Raw genomic sequence first — 24,185 nt, forward strand, 5'->3', positions numbered from 1 at the left:
ATCAATGCACTTCCTTTCGCTTCTTGGCCCATTCCATCATGAGCAGCAGCCCGACGGAGAAGGTAACCAGCACCAATGCCACACCATTTGCGGCAGCCACATTAAAATTCTCAACATCCTGATACACCAAGGTTGTTGCGGTCTGCGTTTTGTTCATAATATTCCCCGATACAACCAGCACTGCACCGAACTCCCCAAGCGAGCGCGCAACCGTCAAGACTAGACCATACACTACCGCCCAGCGGATGGAAGGCCAGGTCACACTCCAGAACGTCCTCCAGCCGTAGGCGCCAAGTGTAGATGCAGCCTCCTCTTGCTGAGAACCGAGTTCCTGGAGGACAGGCATAACCTCTCTGACCATCAGTGGAAAGGTAACAAATAACGTTGCGATCACCATACCTGGGAAGGCATAGACCACATTGAATCCAATTCCTTCAAAAAAAGCGCCAATAATGCTGTTAGGTCCCAACATCAACACAATCATCAAACCGCCAATAACAGGAGATACGGCATAAGGCAGGTCTACAATGCTGTTTAGTAGCCCTTTTATCCGTTCACTCAGCCAGCCGGCACGAACCAGATACAGAGCCATCATGATGCCAAACAATGTATTTAACAGGGTGACCACCAGAACCACCAGTCCGGTCATCATCAAGGCGTGTAACGCCTCAGGGCGCATCAGCCCTTTCAGGAATCCACCTGCCCCGTCTTCAAATGCGCCAATAAAAATGCGTCCAAGCGGGATGATCAGCAGTACAATAAATACCGCAAACGTCAGTCCAATTAAGAGTCGTCTCATCGTCTTCTCCCCCGCATCTGCACCAGATTGATCAGCCAGAGGATCAGGAAGGAGAGCGTCAGGAGCAACACGGATACTGCAGCGGCTCCCGTTGGATTATCACTTTCAATTTCCCCGTAGATAAATACGGAAGCAGTCAGTGTTCTTCCCGGAATGTTACCAGCCACCAGCACGACAGCTCCGAATTCAGCCAGTCCTCTGGAGAAAGCCAACATCCCCCCACTGATCATCCCAGGTGCCATGGACGGCAGAATAACCTGCATGAACGTGCGAGCTTTGGATGCCCCCATCGTGTACGAGGCTTCTTCCTCGGAAGGATCGATTTCTTCCAGCAAAGGCTGCACTGCACGAATAACAAACGGAAATGTTACAAAAGTCATCGCGATAACAATGGCGGGCTGGTGAAATACAATCTCAAATCCCATGGATTCTGCCAGTTTCCCGATGGCACTGACCGGACCCAAAAGCAGCATAATCATCAAGCCGCCAACCGCTGTTGGCAGTGCAAACGGGAGATCAACCAGACTGTTGAGGAACGATCGGCCCACAAAGCGATACCTTGTCAACACCCAGGCGATCATCGTGCCCAGAACCACATTAATTAGCGTAGCAATCACGGCCAGCCGAATGGTCAGCAGTACGGCTTTCCACGCAATAGGGTCCATAATGCTCTGAACAAAGTTGCTCCATCCTTCAGAGAAGGAATTGACGTACACACCGATGATTGGAAGTACAATAAGTACGATAAAATATAACAATACGGTACTGCGGAATCCCCAAGTCCATCCCTTATGACGAAGAACGGTATTCATTGCTGCGTTCCCTCCCAGCCTCCGGCTTTAGCTCCGGTCGGCAGTCTTCCTGGCTTCAATACGACATTTTTCCTAAGTTGGATGATATTACTTTAATATTATTCCCATTAGTCTACTTGGTTTTGCTTTTCTGATACTTTACCAGTTTGCAGTGCTAATCGTCAATGCTTTTATTGAATATAATTGGGCCACATATGAGAACGATTAATAAAAATCGCACTGTACACTGCGCGGCCAAAACAACCTTCCGATCACTGTTATCCCCAGATTTCTTTGATCCCCATTTTTAAGGGGAAATCCGGTGATAAAGGCAAACGCTTCCGCTTCTTCACGTTATTTCTGACCTCTCCGTTATTGTGCGATTCACATATCCGTCTTCATAAGTGGTTTGTTTGGTATGTAGTGGTTAAGGTACAATCGAGGGTGAGAAATAAGATCCTAAGGAGTGATTTAACATGTTATATACGAAGAATATATCCACTTCCACACGAGATGAAATGAAGGATATCACACGGGACGTAAAGCAGGTTGTCCAGAGTAGCGGAGTGCAGAATGGGACGGTGCTCATCTACTGTCCACATACGACGGCGGGTATAGCCATCAACGAGAATGCAGATCCGGATGTAAAACACGATGTCTTGTTGCGCCTGGATGAGGTGTATCCCTGGGAGCATCCCGAGTATCGACATGCCGAAGGCAATACAGCCTCTCACCTCAAATCGATCACAACAGGGCCATCACAGACGGTGATTATTCACGAAGGCAGACTGATGCTTGGCCGCTGGCAAGGCATTTACTTTTGCGAATTCGATGGACCACGTGAGCGGGAGTACTTTCTCAAAATCATGGAAGGTTAGTTAGGCCCAATAGGTCTGCCACCTACTCGTTCATTTTTGCAAACACAAACAGGCGGTCCACCCTCATACCGGGTCGGAGCCGCCTGACTTGGTCTTCTGCGCTCATTAACTTTCGCGAGACAATGTGATAAAGAATTAAAGTTATGACAAATCACCGCCCTGAAGTGTAAGGGTGCAACAACAGCGCCATTATTGGACGCCAGGCTGCTGACCCAGATTGCGGCACAGCACTTTGACATGAGACAGCGCAGACGATTCAATCTCCACAAACGTTAAACGGTCCTGAATGTAATAAGAAATGAATCCGTGCATAGCCAAAAATAGCGTACGCGGTACCCTTTGAATATCCTCTTCCGTACAGTTCTCTTCATTCATATACTGCCTTACAATCGATGCAAACAATTCGAAGCAACGTCCCTGTTCAGTACGACAATAAGACAACAGTTCTTCGTCCCTGATCATAAACATGATTTCGTATTGGTATGGATTCTCCAGGCCAAAGCGAATAAACTCCATCATAATGTGCTCTACCTTGCTCACATCATCACGAACCGGCCTGACCATGGCTTGCAGCAGCAAATGCCCCAGATGATTAAAATCTTCAACCACGATGGCATAGAACAGCTCTGCCTTTTCCTTAAAGTGATAATACAGCGACCCATGACTATAGCCCAGATGCTGGCCGATGCTTCGCATCGAAATGGCGCGGTATCCTTTGGTAATAAAAAGGTGCCTCGCCGCCTCCAGTATCCGCTCCCTCGACAACTCCTGTTCGACTGCTCTTCTAGCCATATATTTTATTCCCCTTCAATAAAATAAAGCCGCTGTCCCTCCGTGATCCGGGATTGCCCTTGCGTCAAATCCGTGATCCAGGCTACAAATGCCTCGGTTTCACTATCCGGCGGAAGACAAGTCAACGTAACCTTATCGGTGAATCCAGTTTCACCTGTACGGACTTCCCGGCTTCTTAACTCATTTTCCACTTTACCCAGCCACGTATAATCCAGTTCAACAAACACTTCACGATGCAGCACGTTGGTAATGGCTTCTCCGGCTTCAATGGCTGCTACAGCTCCATCCGTATAAGCACGAATTAACCCGCCAGCTCCAAGCATAATTCCCCCGAAGTATCGCGTAACCACAATTGCCACATTTTTTAATTTCTGATTTTTGATCACTTCAAGAATGGGTTTCCCTGCTGTTCCGCTGGGTTCACCATCATCGGATTGCTTCTGGATCTCGTCCCGCTCCCCAATCATGTATGCAGAGCAGTTATGAGTTGCATTCCAATGTTTTTTCTTGATCTCATCGATGAAGGCAACAGCCTCTTCCTCTGTCGTGACCGGCATAATATGACCGATAAATCGCGACTTCTTGATTACAATTTCCAGATTGCCCGGTCCTCGAACCGTGCGATAACGTTCAATCATCCTAAATCCAACTTTCTGATCTTTTCCTGAGTCCATTTTACAAGAAAGCAGTTCACCGCGCGAACGCGGACGAACTGCCCTGGTTATCTACATCCGGGAACCCTGCATCTTACACGAACAGTGATTCCCGGTTAGATTTACATTACCTTATTCAACTATATGAGCAGACCGATTAATTATTCGGAAAGTCTCGCTTCGAGCGCTGCTTTCTCTTCTTCAAAGCCTGGTTTGCCCAGCAATGCGAACATATTTTTCTTGTAAGCTTCCACGCCTGGTTGGTCAAATGGATTGACGCCCAGCAGGTAGCCACTGATACCGCATGCTTTTTCAAAGAAGTATACCAGATATCCGAAAGAATATGGAGTCATATCTGGAATGTTCACAATCAGGTTTGGTACTTGACCATCCGTATGTGCAAGCAGTGTTCCTTGGAACGCTTTTTTGTTAACAAAGTCCATCGTTTTTCCTTCAAGGAAGTTCAAACCATCCAGATCTTCCGGATCGGATTTGATTGAGATATGCTCAGCAACTTCAGTAACCTGGATAACCGTTTCGAAGATATTCCGGCTACCTTCCTGAATGAATTGACCCATGGAGTGCAAGTCAGTAGAGAAATCAACGGATGCAGGATAGATCCCTTTGTAGTCTTTACCTTCACTCTCTCCAAACAGTTGTTTCCACCACTCGGACACGAAGTGCAGGGATGGCTCATAGTTTACAAGAATCTCAGTTCCTTTGCCTTTACGATACAATGCGTTACGAACTGCAGCATATTGATATGCTTCATTCTCAGCTACGTTTGGGTTGCTGTATTCTTTGGAAGCATCAGCCGCACCTTGCATCATTTCTTCGATGCTGATACCAGCTGCTGCGATTGGCAACAAACCTACAGCTGTCAGAACGGAGTAACGTCCACCTACATCATCCGGGATAATGAAAGATTCGTATCCTTCTGCATTTGCCAGTTCTTTTAGTGCACCGCGCGCTTTGTCTGTTGTAGCATAGATGCGTTTGCGTGCTTCTTCTTTACCATATTTCTCTTCCAGTGCTGCACGGAAGATACGGAAAGCAATTGCGGGCTCTGTTGTTGTACCGGATTTGGAGATGACGTTAACAGAGAAATCTTTGCCTTCAACCAGATCCAGCAAATGAGTTACATATGTGGAACTGATATTGTTTCCTGCAAAATAGATTTCAGGCGTTTTGCGTTTGTCTTTTGGCAGATTGTTATAGAACGAGTGAGTCAGCATTTCAATCGCTGCACGTGCACCCAGGTATGATCCACCGATACCGATAACGATCAGTACTTCGGAGTCGCTTTGGATTTTGGCAGCTGCTTTTTGAATGCGAGCGAACTCTTCTTTATCATAAGCCGTTGGCAGGTCAATCCAGCCCAGATAATCGGAGCCTGTTCCTGTTCCGTTGTGAAGCTGCTCGTGAGCCAGGCGAATCGGTTCTGCGAAATAATCCACTTCGTGCTGATTTACAAATTGCAATGCCGTGCTATAGTCAAATGTCACTTTTTTTGCCATGATCTCAAAAACCTCCTGATTTCGGTTATATTATTTCCGTATCCGTGTTCCATTCTAAACAACTTGCCTTAAGGATACTTCAAATCCACGGGGCTGACAAGCTTGCAGCTCGAACTTTGTCGTTCGTATTCAAGAAGCAAAAAGGGTAAACCGAATCCGCGGGTTGCGGTTCTGCTTACCCTTCTTATGTTATTCCGCCGGGTACGAGCAGACGTAGTCAGTAACGCTGCGTATCTCCAGTTTGAATTTGGATTCGGCAGGCACGTGGAACGTAGCTTGACCTTGAATCTCTTGCCACTCTTCTTCTCCGGGAAGCAATACTTTCAGATCTCCGGACAGAATCTCCATAATTTCACGGGAATCTGTACCGAACTCATAACTGCCTGGAAGCATGATGCCCAGAGTCACTTTGCTGCCATCCCCCAAAATAACCGTTCTGCTGGTTACCTGACCATCATAATAAATGTTGGCCTCTTTCACTACACTGACTTGATCGAATTGTGACATGCGTACCCGCTCCCCTGAAGTTAATGAAAACAAAAGGCAAAACAGATCAGGGCGATAATGAGTCACCGCCCTTCTCTGCGGAAATAACTTGCTGCCATGGATCAGGACAGCATGACGCCCTCCCAACCATAGCAGCGCTTATGAAGCTATTACAGCAATGCTTTTACGCGGCTAACCACGTTGTCCACTGTAAAGCCATATTCTTGGATAACACGGTCGCCAGGCGCGGATGCACCAAATGTGCTGATTCCGAGAATGTCACCTTGATCGCCAACATATTTCTCCCAGCCCATTGGATATGCCATTTCAATTGCAAGACGAGCTTTAACATCCGGAAGAAGAACGGACTCTTTGTAAGCTTTGTCTTGTTTCTCGAACAGATCCCAGCTTGGCATGCTGATTACGCGAACTTGGATGCCTTGTTCTGCAAGTGCTGCTTGAGCTTTAACAGCCAATTGCACTTCAGAACCTGTAGCGATGATTTGTGCTACCGCTTTGCCATCTTTTGCATCAGAGACAACATAAGCACCACGTTTCACGTTCTCACGTGAACCTTCAACGGTACCTTCCAGGATCGGCAGGTTTTGACGAGTGAGTACGAGTGCAACCGGGTTGCTCTTGTTCTCAAGCGCGTAAGCCCAAGCAGCCGAAGTTTCATTACCATCAGCCGGACGAATAACCGTCAGGTTAGGAATGATACGCAGGGATGCCAATTGCTCGATCGGTTCGTGCGTAGGACCGTCTTCACCAACAGCGATACTGTCGTGAGTCAGAACATACGTTACAGGCAATCCCATCAGGGCAGCCAGACGAACAGCGGGACGCAGGTAATCGGTAAATACGAAGAACGTACCTCCGAATACTTTCACACCGCTGTGCAGTGCCATACCGTTCATTGCTCCAGCCATACCGAATTCACGGATACCGAAGTAGATGTTACGGCCGGAGTAATCTTCAGGTGTGAAGTTCTCCAGGTTGTTCAGGTGAGTCATTGTGGAGCTTTCCAAGTCAGCAGATCCACCTGTCAGTTGTGGCACGTTGTGCGCCAGACCGTTCAGAGCGTTACCGGATGCTACACGAGTGGAAAGGGCTTTGTCTGTTGCTGCATATTTAGGAAGATCACGGTCCCAACCTTCTGGAAGGTCGCCGTTAATCGCTGTTTCAAATTGAGCTGCCAGCTCAGGGAAAGCTTTTTTATACTCGGCAAATTTCTCGTCCCAAGCTTTGTTAGCAGAGATACCACGATCTTTCACTTGTGCAAAGTGATCGCGAACTTCAGCTGGTACGTGGAAGTTTTCTTCATAAACCCATTTGTAATACTCTTTAGTCAATTTGGCTTCGTCTGCACCCAGTGGAGATCCGTGAGTACCGCCGTGGCCGCCTTTACCTTGTTTGTTCGGGCTACCATAACCGATAACCGTTTTAACTTCGATCAGTGTAGGACGCAGCGTATCTGCTTGACCTTCCTGAATTGCTTTTTCAATTGCAGGCAGATCGTTACCATCTTCAACGCGCAGCACTTGCCAGCCATAAGCTTCAAAACGCTTCGCGATGCTTTCGGAAGAAGACAGATCCAATTTACCATCGAGCGTGATGTCATTGGAGTCGAACAACATGATCAGTTTGCCCAGGTGCAAACGTCCAGCCAGGGAAGCTGATTCATGAGAAACGCCTTCCATCAAGTCACCATCACCACAGATTGCGTAAGTGTAGTGGTCAACGACGTTGAACTTGTCTTTATTGTAAGTTGCGCCCAGTTGAGCTTCAGCCATCGCCATACCTACAGCCATTGCAATACCTTGACCCAGTGGGCCTGTAGTTGCATCAACACCTGCAGTATGTCCGAATTCCGGGTGACCCGGAGTTTTGCTTCCCCATTGACGGAACTGTTTCAGTTCTTCCATTGGAAGATCATATCCGCTTAGGTGCAGCAAGCTGTACAGCAACATGGAGCCGTGTCCTGCAGACAGGACAAAACGGTCCCGGTTAACCCAAGTTGGGTGGTCCGGGTTATGAGTCATCGTTTTTGCAAAAAGTTGGTACCCCATTGGAGCGGAGCCCATAGGCATGCCCGGATGTCCGGAATTTGCCTTCTCAATTGCATCAATCGCCAAAGTACGTACGGTCGTAATCGACAGGTTGTCGATTGTAGTATTCTCGTCCTTTTGAATCGCTTCGTTCTTGTCAGTCATGGTTTGTCCTCCTCATGTCTTTAGATAAGTCGGGTGCGCAAGCGAATCCCTCTCATCATACAAGCAAACCGAATTTCACAATAAGTGAATCCGCTTGAGTGTTTCATTTTGACTTATTCACTTTTGTATTGTATCACTTGGCGTGAAGCTTTTCCATAACCTTCTTTCAGAAGTTCGTGAAAAATCGGTTGTTTGTGATGAATATTCCTTGGCCTATCAAGCAAAAATCGTACTGTACAAGGTACTAAATTCCAAAAGCAGACTTTAGGAGCCTCGCAAATCCATCGCATGAAGTATAACCTTTAACCTGAAAACCATGCATTTTTTAGATATTCATCCTCAATTCACATATAATGTTCCTTAATATGGATTCGAAAATCGGGCTGTGGTTTACTTTTCAGATGTACACGCGTCAATCATAGGAGGTCGCAATCATGCCAGATCCTGTTGCTCACCCATCAACATCGGTAAAACACTCATTACCCTGGTTATCCGGTATTTTAACGGGAATTCTCTCAGGATTTGTCCTGGGATTTTTCCTCAAAATGATTCAGGCCAACACTGGTGAACAAGTATATACTCTGCTGTTGAATATTGATTTTGTGTCTGGTCTTCCACCAACCTTACCCGAAATCATTGAAATTTCTCTGCATCTAGTTGTGTCCGTTGTGATCGGCATCCTCTATGTGTGGTGGGTACGGCGCACAGGGCGTCCCATGTTCAAAGGAATTTTGCTTGGTGCCGCCTCATCCCTGCTCTACATTCCACTCTCTCAATTGTCATCACGTGTGCCAGACTTGTACGATGTGTCCGCCATCCTCTACTGGATTGTAGGACATCTGCTATTCGGTATTATGCTTGGCTTGTGCGGAAAGTATATCAACACAACAAAAAAAGCGACTCCCGTTTCGTAAACGAATTGGGGTCGCTTTTTTGTTAGTCTATTACGTGGTTCCGAATCAACCTTGCACAGTATTAAAGCGTGAGCTTAAAATACAACGGTTTTATTTTCGTGAACAAGAACACGGTCTTCGACATGCCATTTCACGGCACGTGCAAGCACAACACGCTCAATGGTACGTCCAATACGCTTCAGCTCGGTTACATCGTCCCCGTGGCTTACACGCTGCACGTCCTGTTCGATAATTGGTCCGCCATCCAGTTCTTCCGTAACATAGTGCGCTGTCGCACCGATAATTTTGACACCGCGGTTGTACGCCTGCGCATACGGTTTACCACCCACAAAGGCTGGCAGGAACGAATGGTGAATATTAATGATTCGATTGCGGTAATGCTCAATGAACATCGGAGAGATAATCTGCATGTAACGAGCCAAAATGATCACATCCACATCATTGCCAATGACGTCCAGCTGGCGCTGTTCCGCTTCTTTCTTCGTATCTGCTGTTACCGGAATATGATGATATGGAATGCCAAATGATTCTACGTAGTCCTTCATGTCCAGATGGTTGCTGACCACAAGAGCAATATCAGCATCCAGGTCGCCTGCCTGCCATTGCCACAACAATTCAACCAGACAATGATCTTCTTTGGATACAAAGATAGCCAGTTTCTTCTTGCGGCTAACCGCAGATAACGTCCATTCCATTTGGAAACGGCTTGCTACTTCTGCAAAATCTGCTTCCAGTTTCGGCAAATTGACCAACAATTGCGGAAGATCAAACTCAATTCGCATAAAGAACATGCCGCCAGCAGGGTCCATTGTGTACTGGTCCGACTGAACAATGTTCGCACCATGCTGGTGCAGGAAGTGAGAGACGGCAGCTACAATTCCTGGACCATCAGGACAGGAAATAAGCATGCGCGCACGATCGGCGCGGTTTTTAGAATCAGGGCGTACTTGTTTAGCGTGGATCTCCATCGGGTTATTCTTCCTCCTTCAATTAAGCCATGACCTGCGGGATTAACCCGCAAGCCATGCAATCAAGCGATGATTCAGTTGTTCTTCATTCAAATGCGGGAATAGTGCAGCTTCAGCCACCATGTCATAGAGGCGTTCCAGTGGTTCGCGCGGATCTGCCTTTTTGGCTTTGGCATCATTTTTGAGCAACGTCCACACATCCAGAATATACGAACGAGACTCAATCTCTTTACCTTTGAAAAAGTGTTGCAACTGTTCTACTTCTGTCAGGAATTCCTGGCCGAATCGACCGGCAACATCCCCACGAAGCAGGGCAATCTCCACCTCATACATTGGACGCTGTGTCTTGGCCTCTTTACCAATCCAAGGTGTCTCCAGAATAAATGGACGTCCTTGAAGCTTCTCATGGTTGACGATGCGGTTAATCGCCTCAAACCCGATCCAGCCAGAACCAATTGGAGTATGACGGTCCTTGTGCGCACCCACAGCATTCTTACTATCATTAATATGCATTACGGCAATGCGGTCAAGTCCTACCGTACGATCGAATTGTTCCAGTACACCGTCAAAATCATTAACGATATCATATCCGGCATCATGAATGTGGCATGTATCCATACACACGGTCAGGCGCTCGTTATACGTTACTTTCTCGATAATCTGGGCGATTTCTTCGAAACTGCGCCCCATTTCCGTACCTTTGCCAGCCATGGTTTCCAGAGCGATGTTCACATCTGTCTCTTTCACACCTTCCAGCACTTCATTCAACCCTTCTGCGATCCGTCCGATCCCATAGTGGGCATCTTTGTCTGTAAATGCGCCGGGATGTAATACGATGTTTTTGACACCAATGGCATGTGTACGACGGATCTCTTCCTGAAGGAAATCTACAGCGAGTCTATACGTGTTGTCTTTGTATGAGCCAAGATTAATAATGTACGGTGCATGGACAACGATATCTTCCATTCCACCCTCTTGCATGGCAAGTTTGCCTTCTTCAATATACATGGATTCAATTGGCTTGCGACGTGTATTCTGTGGTGCACCCGTATATATCATAAACGAACTGGAACCGTACGTAGACGCTTCCTTCGTTGCACTCAATAATCCCTTGTCCGAAAAGGACACGTGGGAGCCGATTTTCAGCATTATTGATCCCCCTTAATCTGAATTATCCCTTATTCTAACGCGATTATCGAAATAAATCTAGAAATGCGCTATAATTCAGGATAGAGGCTATTTTTGACAGCTAATATGTGGAACATGGGTAGGCGGAATCCGTCTTTCCGTGAAAATCAATGAACCGAGGTGACTCCGCAATGATTTTCGACTCCTACGCGATGATACTGACCAGCAGTTCCCCCAGCAATTGGTTTATGAATACAATCGCATTCTGGACTTTTTTATTGCTTGGCAGCATGTGTATCGGTGGATTTTTCATGATGCGCAAGTTTTTGAAAGTGCTACCAAAAGCGGACGGAAAGTCCAAACTGGATTGGCAGAATTATTGGGTTGAAGCCAGCCGTCACTTATGGACAGATGAAGCCAAAGCTTTTTTGGATCAACTTGTGGAGCCTGTGCCAGGGCCATTTCGTGACATTGCCAAACATTCCATTGCTGCAGAGATCGGTAAAATTGCAGTCGAAGACAACGCCACGGAAGTATCAAGAGATCATTGCATTAAAGGATACATTATTGCCACACCGAAGCGGGATAATAAGTTTTTGGTAAAATTTTTGGAGAAAAACAAAATCGATTATTCCCCTTATCAACATTTGATTAAATAAAATAAAAGATGAGTTAAGTGGCATATAGATTTGGTTAATTTACAGATATGCTCCGTCAGGTAAGTCGTTCCCAACAGGCATTGCTTACCGTACGGGGCTGTTTGTCGATTCATGGGTGTATATCAGGGCAGTGAAAATACAGAGAGGATGTTTGATATGAAAATTGCCATTTGTGGAGGTACTGGATTTGTGGGAGGAGCACTTGTAGATTACTGGCTGCAAGCCGGGCACCATGTGAAAGTTATTACACGAAAACTGCCTGACCTGCATAATCCAAGTAAAAATCTTACATATATATCATGGGAGCAAGTCGAAGAACAACCTCACTTGCTGGAAGGTATGGACGCTCTCGTTAACCTTGCTGGAGAAACGCTGAATCAACGCTGGACAACCAAGGCAAAGCTGGAGATTGTTGAATCCCGAGTAACGACCGTAGCGCGGGTAGCCCGATTGGTAGAAACCCTGGAGCAAAAGCCGGAAGTGGTAGTTCAAGCTTCTGCCATGGCCATCTATGGAACCTCCCCTACCGAAACCTTTGACGAGAGCAGTCCGCAAAAATCCATGAATTTCCCGTCCCGGGTCTCGGAACAATGGGAAGTTGCTGCAGATGCAATCAAAAATGTCAGACTCGTTAAAATCCGGGTAAGTCTGGTTCTCGGACATAAAAGAGGTGCCTTTCCATTGATGAAACTGCCTTATATGCTGGGTGTTGGTGGCAAGATCGGCAGTGGCAAGCAATGGACTAGCTGGATTCACATTATGGATATCGTAAGACTCATTGATTTTAGCATTCATAATAAACAAGTGTCAGGTCCGGTCAATGCTTCCTCACCAAATCCTGTTACCAATGATGAATTCGGTCGTACGGTCGGTGAAGTGTATCATCGCCCTCACTGGTTCCCGGTACCCAGCTTCTTAATTAAAACCTTAGTTGGTGAACTATCCGTTGTTCTGCTTCAGGGACAGAGAGTCATTCCGCAAAAAGCACTCGATCACGGATTCCAATTCACTTTCCCTACCTTAACCCAGGCACTGGAAGATCTGAAGCACCGCGGCTTATCTGACTGATTGAACTATGTCTTATCCGACCGACCGATAAGTGTAGACTGATTCCGCAAGTTTAAATGTATCTCCATCCACCAAGGGATACTCCTTATAAGGAGCAAGAATATTGCCCTGAAGAATGGTCCCATTCACTGAACCCAGATCCTTAATGACATAGCCCGATTTGTTCCGGCTCAATTCCACATGAGCACGGGACACACCGGTCGCTGTGTCCACCCACTGAACCATGTCTGCTGATCTTCCGATGACAAAAGATGCTCCTTGCACATCCATCCGTTCATGTTGGTCACCGGTGCCAGATCTTCGTTCAAGATAAAATGATGGCAATACCGGCCCTGCCACTGTAACAATTCCTCCACTCAGATTCTGCAAATTCACGGTTGCCTCCGCAATTGCATCCTGTCGAATTAGTTCTGAAGTTGAAGCTACCGTTTCCACATGGCGCTGAACGAACGATGGTTCGGAGTGTTCAGGTGTCATATGCAAATTTTGAAAACGGGAATGCTCGCTACCACCTTCTGAGGCAGATGCAACCATTTGGTTTATGCGTTCCTCTTTCCTATCAGCTGTATTCCAGCGCCAACTTTCCTGAAATTGTTCCTCGTCCTCTTCCGTTTGCTTGCCTTTGTTCTTAACTAAACTGAATGAAAAAGACCGCTTATTCTCTGAGTCATTATGAGTGCTTCCCTTACGCTTCCACGTCCATCCTGCTACACCAAACAAGCCAAGGCTGAGTACCATGCACAGGATCATCTGCGTCTGTCCCGGTTGCTCCATGTAAATAAATCTCCATACCAATGCCATGGCAACCATGCAGCCCAATATGATATAGGTTACTTTTGAAGAACCAGGCTTTTCTTCCACCTCCATATCAACACGCTCTAGCGAATCATACGGGTTACTTCGTCCCTGATCCATGTTGTTTGAGCTCTCTAATGAAGATTGCTCAGGTGATCGCCTGCCTAGAAAGGTTCGAGATCTCACCGGAATGTCTTCAACCTCGGATTCACTCGTTTTCTGCGGCTGACGGAAATTTAGTTGCGGCCCCACACCAGCATTTTGAACGGGAGGACCGGGTTGATATGACCGAGAAGAACCAGTGGCTAGCCTGCTCTCTCGCTCAGAAATCGACGAATGAAGATCACCTCTTGAATCATTGGGTATTTCCGAAGTTCTGGACGAGAGAAATGCTGCGCCTCCTCCATTCTCTTGCTCGTCAGCGTATAATTCCAGCAGAAGCTCGCGCAACTGTCTGATATCCCAGCGCTCGTTGTCACATAAATGCAGAACACGCTGAATGCCTTCTCCCTGCAGTTCCTGTACATTTGCCATCAGCCTGATCACCAGCTCACGAAATTGCCGAGGTGTCGGATCAACTTCAACCGTATCCACGATTGGTACATATACCATCCCAAGTTCACCCTGTTCGAATGAACCGTTGATGAATAAGTACTCTTCCTGGATCAATAATTTACGAGGCTCCAGCATATATTGCCGGCATTCCGTGAGGGCATCAGCTAGTTGGAACAACAAACCATACAAAACACGCAATTTGATTTTGCTTGACTTTAACAACTGGGATAACATCTTGTACCCTGATATGTCGTACTGCAAAGTTACATTTCGATCGACTTCCCGAATATGAACAGGAAGAAGTCGCGGAATCTGATTGGACGACAACATCCCCATCTGTACCCGGCTCAATTCCTCCATTCGTAACCCGTCCTCTTTCTCCAAAACCATGAACGCTCCGCCGTTACGAATAAAATCTCTCGTTAATCCATACATGCCAATCCTCTCTTTCCGTTGCTGTATAGGTTCAACTAAAGAATGTTTACACTGAAACTTCGATGACGGAACAACCTTCCGATCGCTGTTATCCCCAGATTTCTTGATTCCCTTTGTAAAGGGGAAAATCCCGGGATAAAGGCGAAGTATATGCTTCCGATGCAGCTTTCTTTCAGAAAGCTTTTAGCTCCGCTTCTTCTTGTTTTTTCCGTCCTCTCCGTTCTCGTGTAAAAAATATTAGTTGATATAAGTTGAGTTACAATACACCACACTCTTCCACTCCAATCGCAGTGCTATTTTCGATCACTGTTATCTTAACGTTTTCCAGACTCCTGATATCAAGGGAAAAGTCCTGAGACAAGGACCGTGATAAACCCGGGCAAGACGGCAAGCATAAATGGAAACTTCAATGTCTTCTCTTTATTTACCAGCTTGAGCGAACCGAGCATGAAAAAACCTGCAAGACTACCTGCCATGCCTCGAATTCGTTTCGCTGAATCTTTACGGAATAGAAGTATCACTAAACCAATTGCGCCCGCGTACAAAACGGAGTAAATAATGACATGAATGCCAAAAGCAAGTCCCGTCCATGCGCCAATCCCACCAAACAATTTCACATCTCCTGCTCCTACCGCCCCAATCGCATACACCAGAAACAAAATGCCAAAACCTGCTGCAAATCCAGCGGCTGAGAACAAGAAACCATCCCAACCTCCCCATATGATATGGGCTAATACGCCAGCGGCAGTCACGGGTAAAGTCAATCGATTTGGAATTTTCATGGAACGAATATCTGTAATAAAAGCTGCAATGACGTATATGCCACAGGCAATGTAAAACCACTCCACCTCCATCATCCCCTTCCTTATTTTCTGGAGGCTACCGTAAACGTAGTCTCCGTCTTGGCACCGTCCCCTGTCTCGACAACAAAACTCCATGTTCCTTCTGTTGTCCGAGTACCAACAAACCACTTCCATTCAATAATTCCATTCTCATCTGCGGTAGCCCAGCCGATGTGCTTCGCAGAACTTTCACCTGACTTGTAAAATATCGTTAAGTTGGCTGTCGCCCCTGGTTCTACCTTCACCTTGATCGTTGCATTGTTGCCTATGTATGCCGGGTCAGGCTTCGACAGTACCGTTGCTGAACCCGCAGTATCCCCGTCTCCTGCGCTGCCATTTGATCCTTCTCCGGTATCTCCAATCCATGCCCGTTCTGCCGCAGCAGCCTGAATCCGTAACGGTTTACTGAGAAAGGGGACTTTTATAGGCAATTCATAACTCAGTTCAAGTCGGAAATATGGATTTGTTTTGTTTTTGAGATCAGGTATTGAAATACCATTCACATGAACACGTTCCATATTCAGCAGCGTTGGTTCGATAAATGGTTGAAGCAGCGGTTTTACCGTGGGATCAAGAACGGTTTCCAAAACGGATGTTTTGATCTCCTGTAGTGGTTGTTCACCACTGGCCGCCGCTGAACGTACCCAATCACTTAATGGCTCGGGCAGAGAAGAAGCATAACCTTCTGCCCATTCCGTCAGAGATAACTCTGGTATCTTCCACCCCCCTCCAGAACCTTCTCCGCCGGCAGAATCAGAAGGTGTGAATGCCAGGGAAACGGGATATATTTTCGTTGATAACTGCTTCACCGCTTCACCCGCCGTGCTCTGTAACGCTGTGGAGATTAGAGTCATTTGCACTATGAAGATGAGAAACATGATAAAGAACAGGAAGACAGGTAACACTAGTGAGGCTTCCAGAACCATGCTACCCTGTTCCTTTTTCGAAGAACATATCTGCTTTTTGAGAGACTTCAAACGCTGCAATCTGATTATTCTTGTTAAACGAATCTGCATTTGTGCGCTTTCTTTTTCATAATGTTGCTGCTTATTCATAATCCCTCCACCGAAACGATCCTGATTATTCAATAGGAATAATCCGCCTTCCGCTCAATGAAAAATCGCCCATCTTCAACCTGATCCTCACTACCCATAACTGCACCTATGCTTCTAACCACCCCTGGTAAAAACCACATCTTGATGCTACTACGCATGTTACCCGAAGCATACGTCTGTTTCTCATCTGGATTCACACCAGTATTCAATCGAATTAGCGCCAGCATTCTGGACATTTTGCGTTCATTGTTACTATGCATCAATAGGAACAATCGGAGATGGTCCCTATACGTCAGTTTGACTTTGATATACTTGGACAATTCGACACTGCCCTCTTTTGCTAGTTTCACCATATCCGCGATGGCGTTTGTAATCCCGTATAAGATTGCCGCCGATAATACCAGAAGTGGGTTCCCAAGCTTGCTGTGCTCAATTAACCCTTCTGCGGTTCGAATAGCCAGCCGCATCCCAAATATCTCCGCATATGCCGCAGCAATGTTACCCGATGGATTATGAAACCCATAAACGATATACTCCAGTTCCTGATTCTCCAGTTTGAAGACTTCACCAGCATTTCCACCACCTTCAGTCCAGGTAAATAACTGACCAAAGTCCATGGAATTGAAATAGGCTAGAGCATACTCATTCTGAAATAATTCGTCGCCAAGACTGTCCAGCAGACCGGACATCCCGCCAAACAAACTGTCCATTCCCTTCATGGCATCGCCACCAGAGTCATAGGGATCACCAGCAATCTCTGCCTTTTTGGATTCCTCACGACTAGCCTCATTAAAAGCAATATTAGCGTTGTAATACTCCTCCAACTGTTTGAAAGCGTCCATGGAACCCGAACTTCCATTCTGAATCTGCGACAAGATTCGTTTGACTTCCTTCAATTTCCCTTTGGATTCTTTGTCATTCGCTTTGCGCTGGGCATCCGACCCACGACCACTTTCCAGCTGCTGCTTACTTTGCAGGATGAGATTGGCAGGACCGCTACGTAAATAGGTGTTTATATATCGTTCCGTAACCTGACTTGCCTGTCTGACCGCCGGTTTAATCGGAACTCCACTCATTCCCGTAACGCTGCGAAGCTGATTATTCAACTCCATGTTGTCTCTTCTGACGTTAGAGAAGTCCGAATTCTGTGAAACCACACGTGCTTTCAACTGATCAAATAGGCTATCCGCCCTTACAAGCTCCGAGGCGAGGGAACGTGTGCTTTTAGCATCACTACCTGATCCAGTAGATGCAGGACTCGTCCCAGGCAGATTCGAGTTGCCGACGTTGTCATAGCTGGCATTCTGTGAACGGTTCTCCCCCTCCTCGATCACACGTTTCATTTCATCATTAATCTTGCGCGCTTCTTCGATTTTGGACTGTGCTTCCTCCAGCTTTGTTTGATGGGCCTGTAACGCGAGCTGTATGATCATGCTGATGCCTGTCACCACATTACCAACACCAGTCCGATAACGAGCCAGTTCCAATATGTATTGTTGCTCTCTGAACGGCAGTCCCTCATCTGCCTGTTTCTTATTAAGATAATCTGCATAACGTGCCGCCGCCTCGGCAGCTGTCTCTGGTGTTTCTTCCAACATTTCTTCATAGATAGCTTGTGAAGGCGGGTCCATAATTAACTTTGGAAGATTCTTCAGCTTCTCCGCGGATTCCGTCTGATTGGCAATGGCTTCGTCCAGTAGTTCTTCACGTTTGTCATATAACTTCTGTAATTTTTTCAGCAAGTCTACCGTGTGTGCTGCTTCCTTCATCTCGTCTGATATCGGTTTAAACCGATTGATCACTTCAAGGGTAAAATCAACCGGAGCCCGATACTTCATGTCCTCCTGAATCTGGCGATTAAATATATCGTATCTGCCCAGTTCACGCTCCATGCTCAGCGTAGTTGTATCCCACTGGATATCCAGAATGGGGAATCCATCTTTTACAGCTGAAGGCTTCACACTATCGTTCAACACTTTAGCCATAATTGCATCCCCACTGCTGTCGCCATACCCGAATAAACCATACTCCCGGAGTGATGTGTCATAGGCGGACATGACGGATCTCATCGCAGCATGAGTCATTCGTTCGGTCTGTACCTTGAATGCAGCAATACGAGCGTAATCAATGAATATAGCTACAAACATATAAACTCCAGCCAATATTAATATAAAAAAAAGGGTTACGGCTCCCAACTCACCGTCTTTTTTTCTAAACAGCTCCGCCCTCCTCCTTTACTCACTTTTTGCTTTTGCCAAAATGCTGCACAGCCTGTCCTGCTTCCGCAGCAGTACTCGCGGCTTCTCCGCCTTTGCCTTTAAACTTCGCTGCGTAATAACGGACCAGATCTACAGTTCGAATGAATTCAACCGGTTCAACAACTGCAGACGATCCCTGGGTCAGTACACGGTTACCTGAATCGAACAAAAAAGAAGGAAGAGGCAAAGAAATTACTTGTTCCAGCTTGGTTGTTACTTTCCGCTGAATTAGTGAATTCTGATACTCAATCGTTCCTTTCATAGCTGAGGGCATATGTTGCACCGCTTGTGCTAATTTCTGTTCCGAGAGATTGCCGCCTTCACCAGCAGGTATAGAAACGCTAACCTGATTATCAGCTCCCGCCCAGCCAAACAGCGCTCCAAGCATACGATCATCCGTCAGTCTCCAGTACAGATTGTCATGTTCTCCAGCAACATATTCACCTGTCATCGCCTGTTTGTGGCTGTTGTCCCAGCTATAGGCTGCACGTTCGGAAGCGGCATAGGCATGTTGATTCAGGAATGTCTTTTGATACATGTACATGGTGAAAAAGAGCAATAACACAAGAATAAACAGCAAGACAGGGAAGATCAGGGAGGCTTCAACGGTGAAGCTCCCTTCTTCCTTTTTGAACTTGTTATTCGAAGAATTCATTACTTTTATTACTCACATTAGTTAACAGTCTTTCTACCAATTTTTTAATTTGGTCTTTAAAAATCAAAGCAATAATGATAATAACCCCGATAATCAGAATCAGCTCCAACGTGCCGAGTCCGTCCTCTTCTTTCCAAAATGCACTTACCTTGTTTTTTAACACTTCCATCATCCCAATTCCTCCTACATATTCATCATCATAAAAGCAGGTGCCCCGATCATGACCACAATCGTAAAAAAGATCAGTACCATCGGAAACACCAGTTTGGAAGAAGCCTGTTCTCCCTTCGCCCGACTGACAGCCTTGCGTTTCTCCCACAACACATGTGACAGATCCCGCAGCGCCAATACAAAGTCACCTCCCCCACGTCGGAAATTCAGTAGCACTGTTGTCGTAAAAATCGTCACTTCCTGTACACCGCAGCGGCGACTGAACTGTTCAAATGATTGTTGAAACGAATAACCATTATTCCAATCTTCCACTGTCTTTCTGAGTTCGTTGTATAACGGATGATTCCGTACCCCCTGGCTTGTCACACAGTGAACGATGGTACGTTGCACGGTCTCCCCTGCGCCAACCAGCAGTACAATTCGGTTCAGCAGCTCAGGCAGTTCCATAAGAATATCCTGGTCTCTTCGCTGCACCTTTGTATTGATGTCTTTGTAGAGCGCAAAAGGTAACGCTGCACCGAGCGCGAGCCCACCTACCATACCTCCGATGCCCATATCTCCAACGAGTGATAACAGGCAGCCCACCAGCAGCATGAGCCATGTATAGGTCAACATTTCAGCGCAATAAAGCATCGTTTTCTCTCCACTGTGCTGTATGCCATACATTTTCTGAATGGCATGTTGCATTCGAAACATGAGCACAGGCAATCTGCGTCCAATCTCAAACTTGTCCAATATAAACAGGAAGGGACCATGCAATTTTTTCAGTCGTAATCCTTCCATATCCAGCTTGCGCAGATGCTTATAGGTCTGCCCCCGGGTTCGATCCAGCACCAGCCATCCCGCTCCGAGCATCCCTGCGACTATAACGGGAAGCAGCATCGTTTCAGCTCCTTATACTTTGATATCCATAATGCGATTAATCCACAGATAACAGCAGGCGAGTACTGCCAAAGCACCACTTGAGATGAGGTACCCCATCCCGCTATATAACGGCTCCATAAAGTCCTTGGCGGTCAGATTGAGGAATATCAGAAAAATAAATGGAGCGGCAAACATCACCTTTGATTCGAACTTTTTCTGCGATACCGCGACCATAATATCCTGCTGAATATCCAGCTTCTCACCAATCACCGCAGAGGTACGACGCACAACCTCAACCAGATCCCCGCCAGTTCGTTTGCACGTAATGAACACATCTGCAAAGTTCGTAATATCTTCAATCTGCGCCCGATCCGAAAAATCCTGTAGCGCCTCTTCGATTGGTTGTCCATACTCCATCCGTGTCCGCAATATCGTGAACTCACGAATCAGATCGGTATCCGCTTCCGGGTTCAACATCCGCAGATCCTCTACAGATTCCTTGAATCCATTTTCCACCGATTTTCCTGCGGCCAGTGCCGAAGATAATGCATATAACGCTTGCTTAAAATGTAAACTGAGTGTCATTCTTTTTCGTTCCAACAGCACTTTAGTCCAATGTTTTGGCACCCATATGCAACCCGCAGCCAGGATCGCTCCAGCTAACCAGTGATGGTAGAATAGAATTCCGATGCCAAAAAACAGCAGACCACTAATCAGCATACAGACCATTCGCTGTCTCCGGGAAAGCGTATATACGGTGTAATCCGTCAACATCTGTCTGGCTTCACCCAACAGTAATCACCTTCCAATAACTTTAATTCACGTTGTTATCTGATGTATCTGTTTCAACACTATATTGTTCTATGTATTCATCCAGCCATTCCCCAAGCCCAGCCATCTGAATTTTATCCACCTGATTCAACTTTCCAACCTGCACTAACCCGCCAATAATTTTGCCTTCACGCTCTTCTTGTTCCTGGAAACGAAACAGTGGATTCAGCATAACCTCACCGTTCTGCATACCAATCACTTCACTAATCTCTGTCACCCGCCGTGAGCGGTCTCGCAGCCGAGATAGATGTACAAAAATATCGATTGCTGAACTAATCTGCTGCCTTACAACCGCAATGGGAAGATCTGCACCACTGAGCACCATCGTTTCGAGTCTGCTAATCATGTCCGAGATGGTATTCGCATGCCCTGTAGACAAAGATCCATCCAATACAATATGGTACACATAACAAAAAAACACCCAACCAATTGGTGGGCGCATTCTGGTTAAGCTTCGCGAATCTCCATAATCTTAACTGTCGTATTCGCAATTTTCTCAGCTTCCTGCTGAATTAATTTTTCTACCTCTGTATCATCTGTTAATTCCGTTTGCATTAAGATGGCCTTTTCAATCTTCTTTGGTCCATCGAAATATATGTATTGAGCTGCAATGTTTCTCATCGTCTCACCTCCTTCACTAATTATAACTTCAACTCGTCAATTCGTCCTGCATATACACCCATTCTCCATTTTGATACTTGTAGCGTATAATCCGTTTCTGCCCCATGACGATGACGGCAAATTGTCCATCTTGCGGATTTGTTACCTCATCTAAGCTGAAGTAACGATCCTCCTTCTTATAGTACGCCCAGACGTTCTGTTCCCAGACATGCAACTCATCATATGAGTCTGCCAGTCGCATGATGTCCTCCGGCGTACAAGATGCCCAATATCCGCGGTCTCGATAGTAAGCAGCGATCTCAGCTGCGATCTTGAGCGGGAAAGGCGATATAGGTAGTGGCATAGGGAACCTCCGTTCGTTTTATCCCATTATAAAGCAAAAAGACCCTGCCGCAATAGCAGGGCCTCTCCTCTTAGCTGGCAATCTTCCCACCAGCTTTCTTCGCGTTGTAATCTACTACTGCTTTTTCGATAGCTGCCCGGATCTCGTCACCGGACATTTCCACGCCAAGATTAGCTAGCTTTTCACTAGCGTACGAATATGCCTCTTGCAGCTTACGGTCACCTTCATACTCGCGGTAAACTGTTTGTGCCCACGAAAAAGCTTCCATACCAATCTTGTGCAGCAACTCGCGGTCCTTTTCGTTCGTGTGTGCATTGTAGTACGCTTCAGCCTTACCCTGAGCCTTCTTGATAGATCCAGTTATAATAGTAGCTAAAATACCAATGAGTGCCGTCACAATACTAATAATATACGGTTGTGCTTGCTCCATAATATCTTTCATCATGTCTGATCGCTCCTTAATTTTTAGGGTAGATTTCTACTTTGCTCGGTGTAGCCTTATCCCAGAAAATCCGTGCGCCCAGCAGCTTGGTCAGATCCCGGGCCGTTACGTATCCCACGCCATTAATATTCATTGTTTCTACTGCTTCACCGTTGATCGTTACTTTGCCTTTGGTGTAGCCAATACGACCACCAATCAGCTCACCGATCGGTCTGGATGGTACCCAAGTTGTGTCTTTAACATTGTATCCGGTATACGTCGAACCGGCAGCCGTATGGACAGTAACACTCATTTCCGGGTACGGTGTGGCTTTCACCGGTTCCTGTCCGGGTAATGTTGGCGTTTGAATGTCGAAGGGAACGCCTAAGTATTCGCAGATCCCTTGAGCAATCGCCAAGGCTACACGGTTCTGGAAGTCATCTTGAAACAGTTTCTTTTCTTCCTCCGGATTGCTAATGAACCCAACTTCCAGCAGCACTGCGTCCATCTTAGTGTCACGGATTACTGCAAAGTTCCCGTAACGTGCGCCGCGATCTTTGAACCCTGTGGCAGCCTGCATGTGCCGCTGGATCACTCCAGCAAGCGGTGCGCTTGTGGTGCGGTTATAAAATGTCTCTGTACCATTGGCGGAAGATGAAGCGGCATTGGCATGAATAGAGATGAACAGATCTGCAGGTTGACTATTAGCAATCTTTACGCGTTGTTTCAACTCAAGAAAAACGTCTGTGCGTCTGGTTAGACTGAAGTCAATACTTGGATGATTCTTAAACAACTCTTCCAGTTTAAGCGCCATAGTCAGGTTGAAGTCCTTTTCCTTCTTGCCTGTTGGTCCAATGGCTCCCGGATCTGAAGCGCCATGACCTGCATCGCCCTTAACTTTGATTTTTTTTGCCATCTTTGAGTACCTCCGTATAGTGTATTTGTTTGCAAGCTGGGCATAGATACTCGTCGCCCAGGATGATAAGTAAAAACCGTTTGAATGTCTCACTCTTTCCTGCGGTTTTTCGTTCAAAGTGATCACACATGGTTCCAATCCCAGTCCCTTCATAATGATTTCTTGGTTCTTCATGATGACGATCTGATTCGCCATGTATGCCTTGATTTCGTTGTCATCCTGGAACATCCAGGGCAGGAATTTCCGTAGCTGAGCCTTCATTTTTCGCTGTTTTAGGATCAAAAAAACGACCGCACCCAATGAGCTTAGGGTCAGGCCGTTCTTGAATAATGTGTGAATCAAATCCACTATGAAGTCGTACATCGTCCACTCTCCGATAGAGTAACTTGTCCCTTACTTCGGGACCACAGAATATAGATACAAGGTGCAGGGTGTCGTCAGATACGACCGACTCCTGGTACTCGTCTTCGTCCATTTCTATCATATTGTCACCTCAAATAGTAAAAGGACCCGGGATGATTTCCCAGAGTCCTTTTTAGGGTGTATGCGGTTATGCG

The 24,185-nt window shown here is 46.4% G+C and carries 26 protein-coding genes and 1 pseudogene; 4 read left to right on the forward strand and 23 right to left on the reverse strand.

Going from position 1 to position 24,185, the window contains the following annotated elements; genetic code table 11:
• Window position 1: 1 nt before the first annotated feature.
• Both FE296_RS23070 and cysT read right to left on the reverse strand, forming a co-directional pair.
• The gene (locus tag FE296_RS23070) at window positions 2-799 is read right to left on the reverse strand and encodes a sulfate ABC transporter permease subunit (protein WP_150366468.1); all 798 of its coding nucleotides are present in this window, start codon (window positions 797-799) and stop codon (window positions 2-4) included.
• Complete coding sequence (cysT, locus tag FE296_RS23075; protein ID WP_017689978.1) at window positions 796-1,611, reverse strand: sulfate ABC transporter permease subunit CysT; 816 nt, start codon at window positions 1,609-1,611, stop codon at window positions 796-798. The genes FE296_RS23070 and cysT overlap by 4 nt, the downstream gene beginning before the upstream one ends.
• 455 nt (window positions 1,612-2,066) lie before the next feature.
• Here cysT and FE296_RS23080 point away from each other — a divergent pair, with 455 nt between their 5' ends.
• Window positions 2,067-2,468 carry a secondary thiamine-phosphate synthase enzyme YjbQ gene (locus FE296_RS23080; protein ID WP_150366469.1) on the forward strand — a complete coding sequence of 134 codons (402 nt, stop codon included), beginning with the start codon at window positions 2,067-2,069 and terminating at the stop codon, window positions 2,466-2,468.
• A gap of 189 nt (window positions 2,469-2,657) precedes the next feature.
• Here FE296_RS23080 and FE296_RS23085 read toward each other — a convergent pair whose 3' ends face one another.
• From FE296_RS23085 to tkt, 5 genes are all read right to left on the reverse strand, one after another.
• Entirely contained in the window at window positions 2,658-3,260 is a 603-nt protein-coding gene (locus tag FE296_RS23085; RefSeq protein ID WP_124113445.1) for a TetR/AcrR family transcriptional regulator, read from the reverse strand.
• Between the two features lie 5 nt (window positions 3,261-3,265).
• On the reverse strand, window positions 3,266-3,898 hold the full coding sequence (locus FE296_RS23090) for a YigZ family protein (RefSeq protein WP_036610785.1): 633 nt from the start codon (window positions 3,896-3,898) through the stop codon (window positions 3,266-3,268).
• A gap of 176 nt (window positions 3,899-4,074) precedes the next feature.
• The gene (locus FE296_RS23095; RefSeq protein ID WP_150366470.1) at window positions 4,075-5,430 is read right to left on the reverse strand and encodes a glucose-6-phosphate isomerase; all 1,356 of its coding nucleotides are present in this window, start codon (window positions 5,428-5,430) and stop codon (window positions 4,075-4,077) included.
• A gap of 189 nt (window positions 5,431-5,619) precedes the next feature.
• The gene (ppnP, locus tag FE296_RS23100) at window positions 5,620-5,937 is read right to left on the reverse strand and encodes a pyrimidine/purine nucleoside phosphorylase (RefSeq protein ID WP_017689983.1); all 318 of its coding nucleotides are present in this window, start codon (window positions 5,935-5,937) and stop codon (window positions 5,620-5,622) included.
• A 149-nt stretch (window positions 5,938-6,086) separates the two neighbouring features.
• The gene (gene tkt / locus FE296_RS23105; protein WP_036610788.1) at window positions 6,087-8,129 is read right to left on the reverse strand and encodes a transketolase; all 2,043 of its coding nucleotides are present in this window, start codon (window positions 8,127-8,129) and stop codon (window positions 6,087-6,089) included.
• A gap of 434 nt (window positions 8,130-8,563) precedes the next feature.
• On the opposite strand from tkt, the gene FE296_RS23110 reads away from it, so the two are divergent.
• The gene (locus tag FE296_RS23110) at window positions 8,564-9,043 is read left to right on the forward strand and encodes a hypothetical protein (RefSeq protein ID WP_150366471.1); all 480 of its coding nucleotides are present in this window, start codon (window positions 8,564-8,566) and stop codon (window positions 9,041-9,043) included.
• A 74-nt stretch (window positions 9,044-9,117) separates the two neighbouring features.
• On the opposite strand, the gene purU is transcribed toward FE296_RS23110, so the two are convergent.
• Both purU and FE296_RS23120 read right to left on the reverse strand, forming a co-directional pair.
• Complete coding sequence (gene purU / locus FE296_RS23115) at window positions 9,118-10,011, reverse strand: formyltetrahydrofolate deformylase (RefSeq protein WP_017689986.1); 894 nt, start codon at window positions 10,009-10,011, stop codon at window positions 9,118-9,120.
• 42 nt (window positions 10,012-10,053) lie between these two features.
• A complete protein-coding gene (locus FE296_RS23120; protein ID WP_124113443.1) occupies window positions 10,054-11,160 on the reverse strand; it encodes a deoxyribonuclease IV in 1,107 nt (368 codons plus the stop codon).
• A 170-nt stretch (window positions 11,161-11,330) separates the two neighbouring features.
• On the opposite strand from FE296_RS23120, the gene FE296_RS23125 reads away from it, so the two are divergent.
• Window positions 11,331-11,798 (forward strand): DUF2621 domain-containing protein, encoded by a 468-nt coding sequence (locus FE296_RS23125; RefSeq protein WP_176872741.1) that lies wholly within the window; start codon window positions 11,331-11,333, stop codon window positions 11,796-11,798.
• Window positions 11,799-11,954: 156 nt separating this feature from the next.
• A complete protein-coding gene (locus FE296_RS23130) occupies window positions 11,955-12,866 on the forward strand; it encodes a TIGR01777 family oxidoreductase (RefSeq protein WP_150366472.1) in 912 nt (303 codons plus the stop codon).
• 12 nt (window positions 12,867-12,878) lie between these two features.
• Here FE296_RS23130 and FE296_RS23135 read toward each other — a convergent pair whose 3' ends face one another.
• From FE296_RS23135 to FE296_RS32945, 14 genes and pseudogenes are all read right to left on the reverse strand, one after another.
• On the reverse strand, window positions 12,879-14,651 hold the full coding sequence (locus FE296_RS23135) for a DUF6382 domain-containing protein (RefSeq protein ID WP_150366473.1): 1,773 nt from the start codon (window positions 14,649-14,651) through the stop codon (window positions 12,879-12,881).
• A gap of 338 nt (window positions 14,652-14,989) precedes the next feature.
• Window positions 14,990-15,505 (reverse strand): A24 family peptidase, encoded by a 516-nt coding sequence (locus FE296_RS23140; RefSeq protein ID WP_124113440.1) that lies wholly within the window; start codon window positions 15,503-15,505, stop codon window positions 14,990-14,992.
• Between the two features lie 11 nt (window positions 15,506-15,516).
• Window positions 15,517-16,548, reverse strand: coding sequence for a pilus assembly protein (locus tag FE296_RS23145; RefSeq protein WP_150366474.1), 1,032 nt, complete (start codon window positions 16,546-16,548; stop codon window positions 15,517-15,519).
• Between the two features lie 29 nt (window positions 16,549-16,577).
• Window positions 16,578-18,710 (reverse strand): hypothetical protein, encoded by a 2,133-nt coding sequence (locus tag FE296_RS23150; RefSeq protein WP_223869009.1) that lies wholly within the window; start codon window positions 18,708-18,710, stop codon window positions 16,578-16,580.
• A 76-nt stretch (window positions 18,711-18,786) separates the two neighbouring features.
• On the reverse strand, window positions 18,787-19,461 hold the full coding sequence (locus FE296_RS23155; protein ID WP_150366476.1) for a TadE/TadG family type IV pilus assembly protein: 675 nt from the start codon (window positions 19,459-19,461) through the stop codon (window positions 18,787-18,789).
• Window positions 19,445-19,633: a Flp1 family type IVb pilin gene (locus tag FE296_RS23160; protein WP_150366477.1), complete on the reverse strand. Its 189-nt coding sequence runs from the start codon at window positions 19,631-19,633 to the stop codon at window positions 19,445-19,447. The genes FE296_RS23155 and FE296_RS23160 overlap by 17 nt, the downstream gene beginning before the upstream one ends.
• A gap of 11 nt (window positions 19,634-19,644) precedes the next feature.
• The gene (locus FE296_RS23165) at window positions 19,645-20,514 is read right to left on the reverse strand and encodes a type II secretion system F family protein (protein WP_150366478.1); all 870 of its coding nucleotides are present in this window, start codon (window positions 20,512-20,514) and stop codon (window positions 19,645-19,647) included.
• A 12-nt stretch (window positions 20,515-20,526) separates the two neighbouring features.
• Window positions 20,527-21,270 carry a type II secretion system F family protein gene (locus FE296_RS23170; protein WP_091016179.1) on the reverse strand — a complete coding sequence of 248 codons (744 nt, stop codon included), beginning with the start codon at window positions 21,268-21,270 and terminating at the stop codon, window positions 20,527-20,529.
• Between the two features lie 40 nt (window positions 21,271-21,310).
• Window positions 21,311-21,715 (reverse strand): annotated as a pseudogene (locus tag FE296_RS23175) (CpaF family protein); the annotation flags it as partial.
• A 59-nt stretch (window positions 21,716-21,774) separates the two neighbouring features.
• Window positions 21,775-21,948 carry a hypothetical protein gene (locus FE296_RS32940; RefSeq protein WP_190945466.1) on the reverse strand — a complete coding sequence of 58 codons (174 nt, stop codon included), beginning with the start codon at window positions 21,946-21,948 and terminating at the stop codon, window positions 21,775-21,777.
• A gap of 28 nt (window positions 21,949-21,976) precedes the next feature.
• Entirely contained in the window at window positions 21,977-22,291 is a 315-nt protein-coding gene (locus FE296_RS23180) for a hypothetical protein (protein WP_150366479.1), read from the reverse strand.
• A gap of 70 nt (window positions 22,292-22,361) precedes the next feature.
• Complete coding sequence (locus tag FE296_RS23185; RefSeq protein WP_150366480.1) at window positions 22,362-22,736, reverse strand: phage holin; 375 nt, start codon at window positions 22,734-22,736, stop codon at window positions 22,362-22,364.
• A gap of 13 nt (window positions 22,737-22,749) precedes the next feature.
• On the reverse strand, window positions 22,750-23,628 hold the full coding sequence (locus FE296_RS23190; protein ID WP_190945468.1) for an N-acetylmuramoyl-L-alanine amidase: 879 nt from the start codon (window positions 23,626-23,628) through the stop codon (window positions 22,750-22,752).
• 214 nt (window positions 23,629-23,842) lie between these two features.
• Window positions 23,843-24,112, reverse strand: coding sequence for a hypothetical protein (locus FE296_RS32945; RefSeq protein WP_190945470.1), 270 nt, complete (start codon window positions 24,110-24,112; stop codon window positions 23,843-23,845).
• Window positions 24,113-24,185 lie beyond the last annotated feature (73 nt).

The organism is Paenibacillus sp. UASWS1643 (assembly GCF_008693195.1).
In the GTDB taxonomy this organism is placed as follows: domain Bacteria; phylum Bacillota; class Bacilli; order Paenibacillales; family Paenibacillaceae; genus Paenibacillus; species Paenibacillus amylolyticus_B.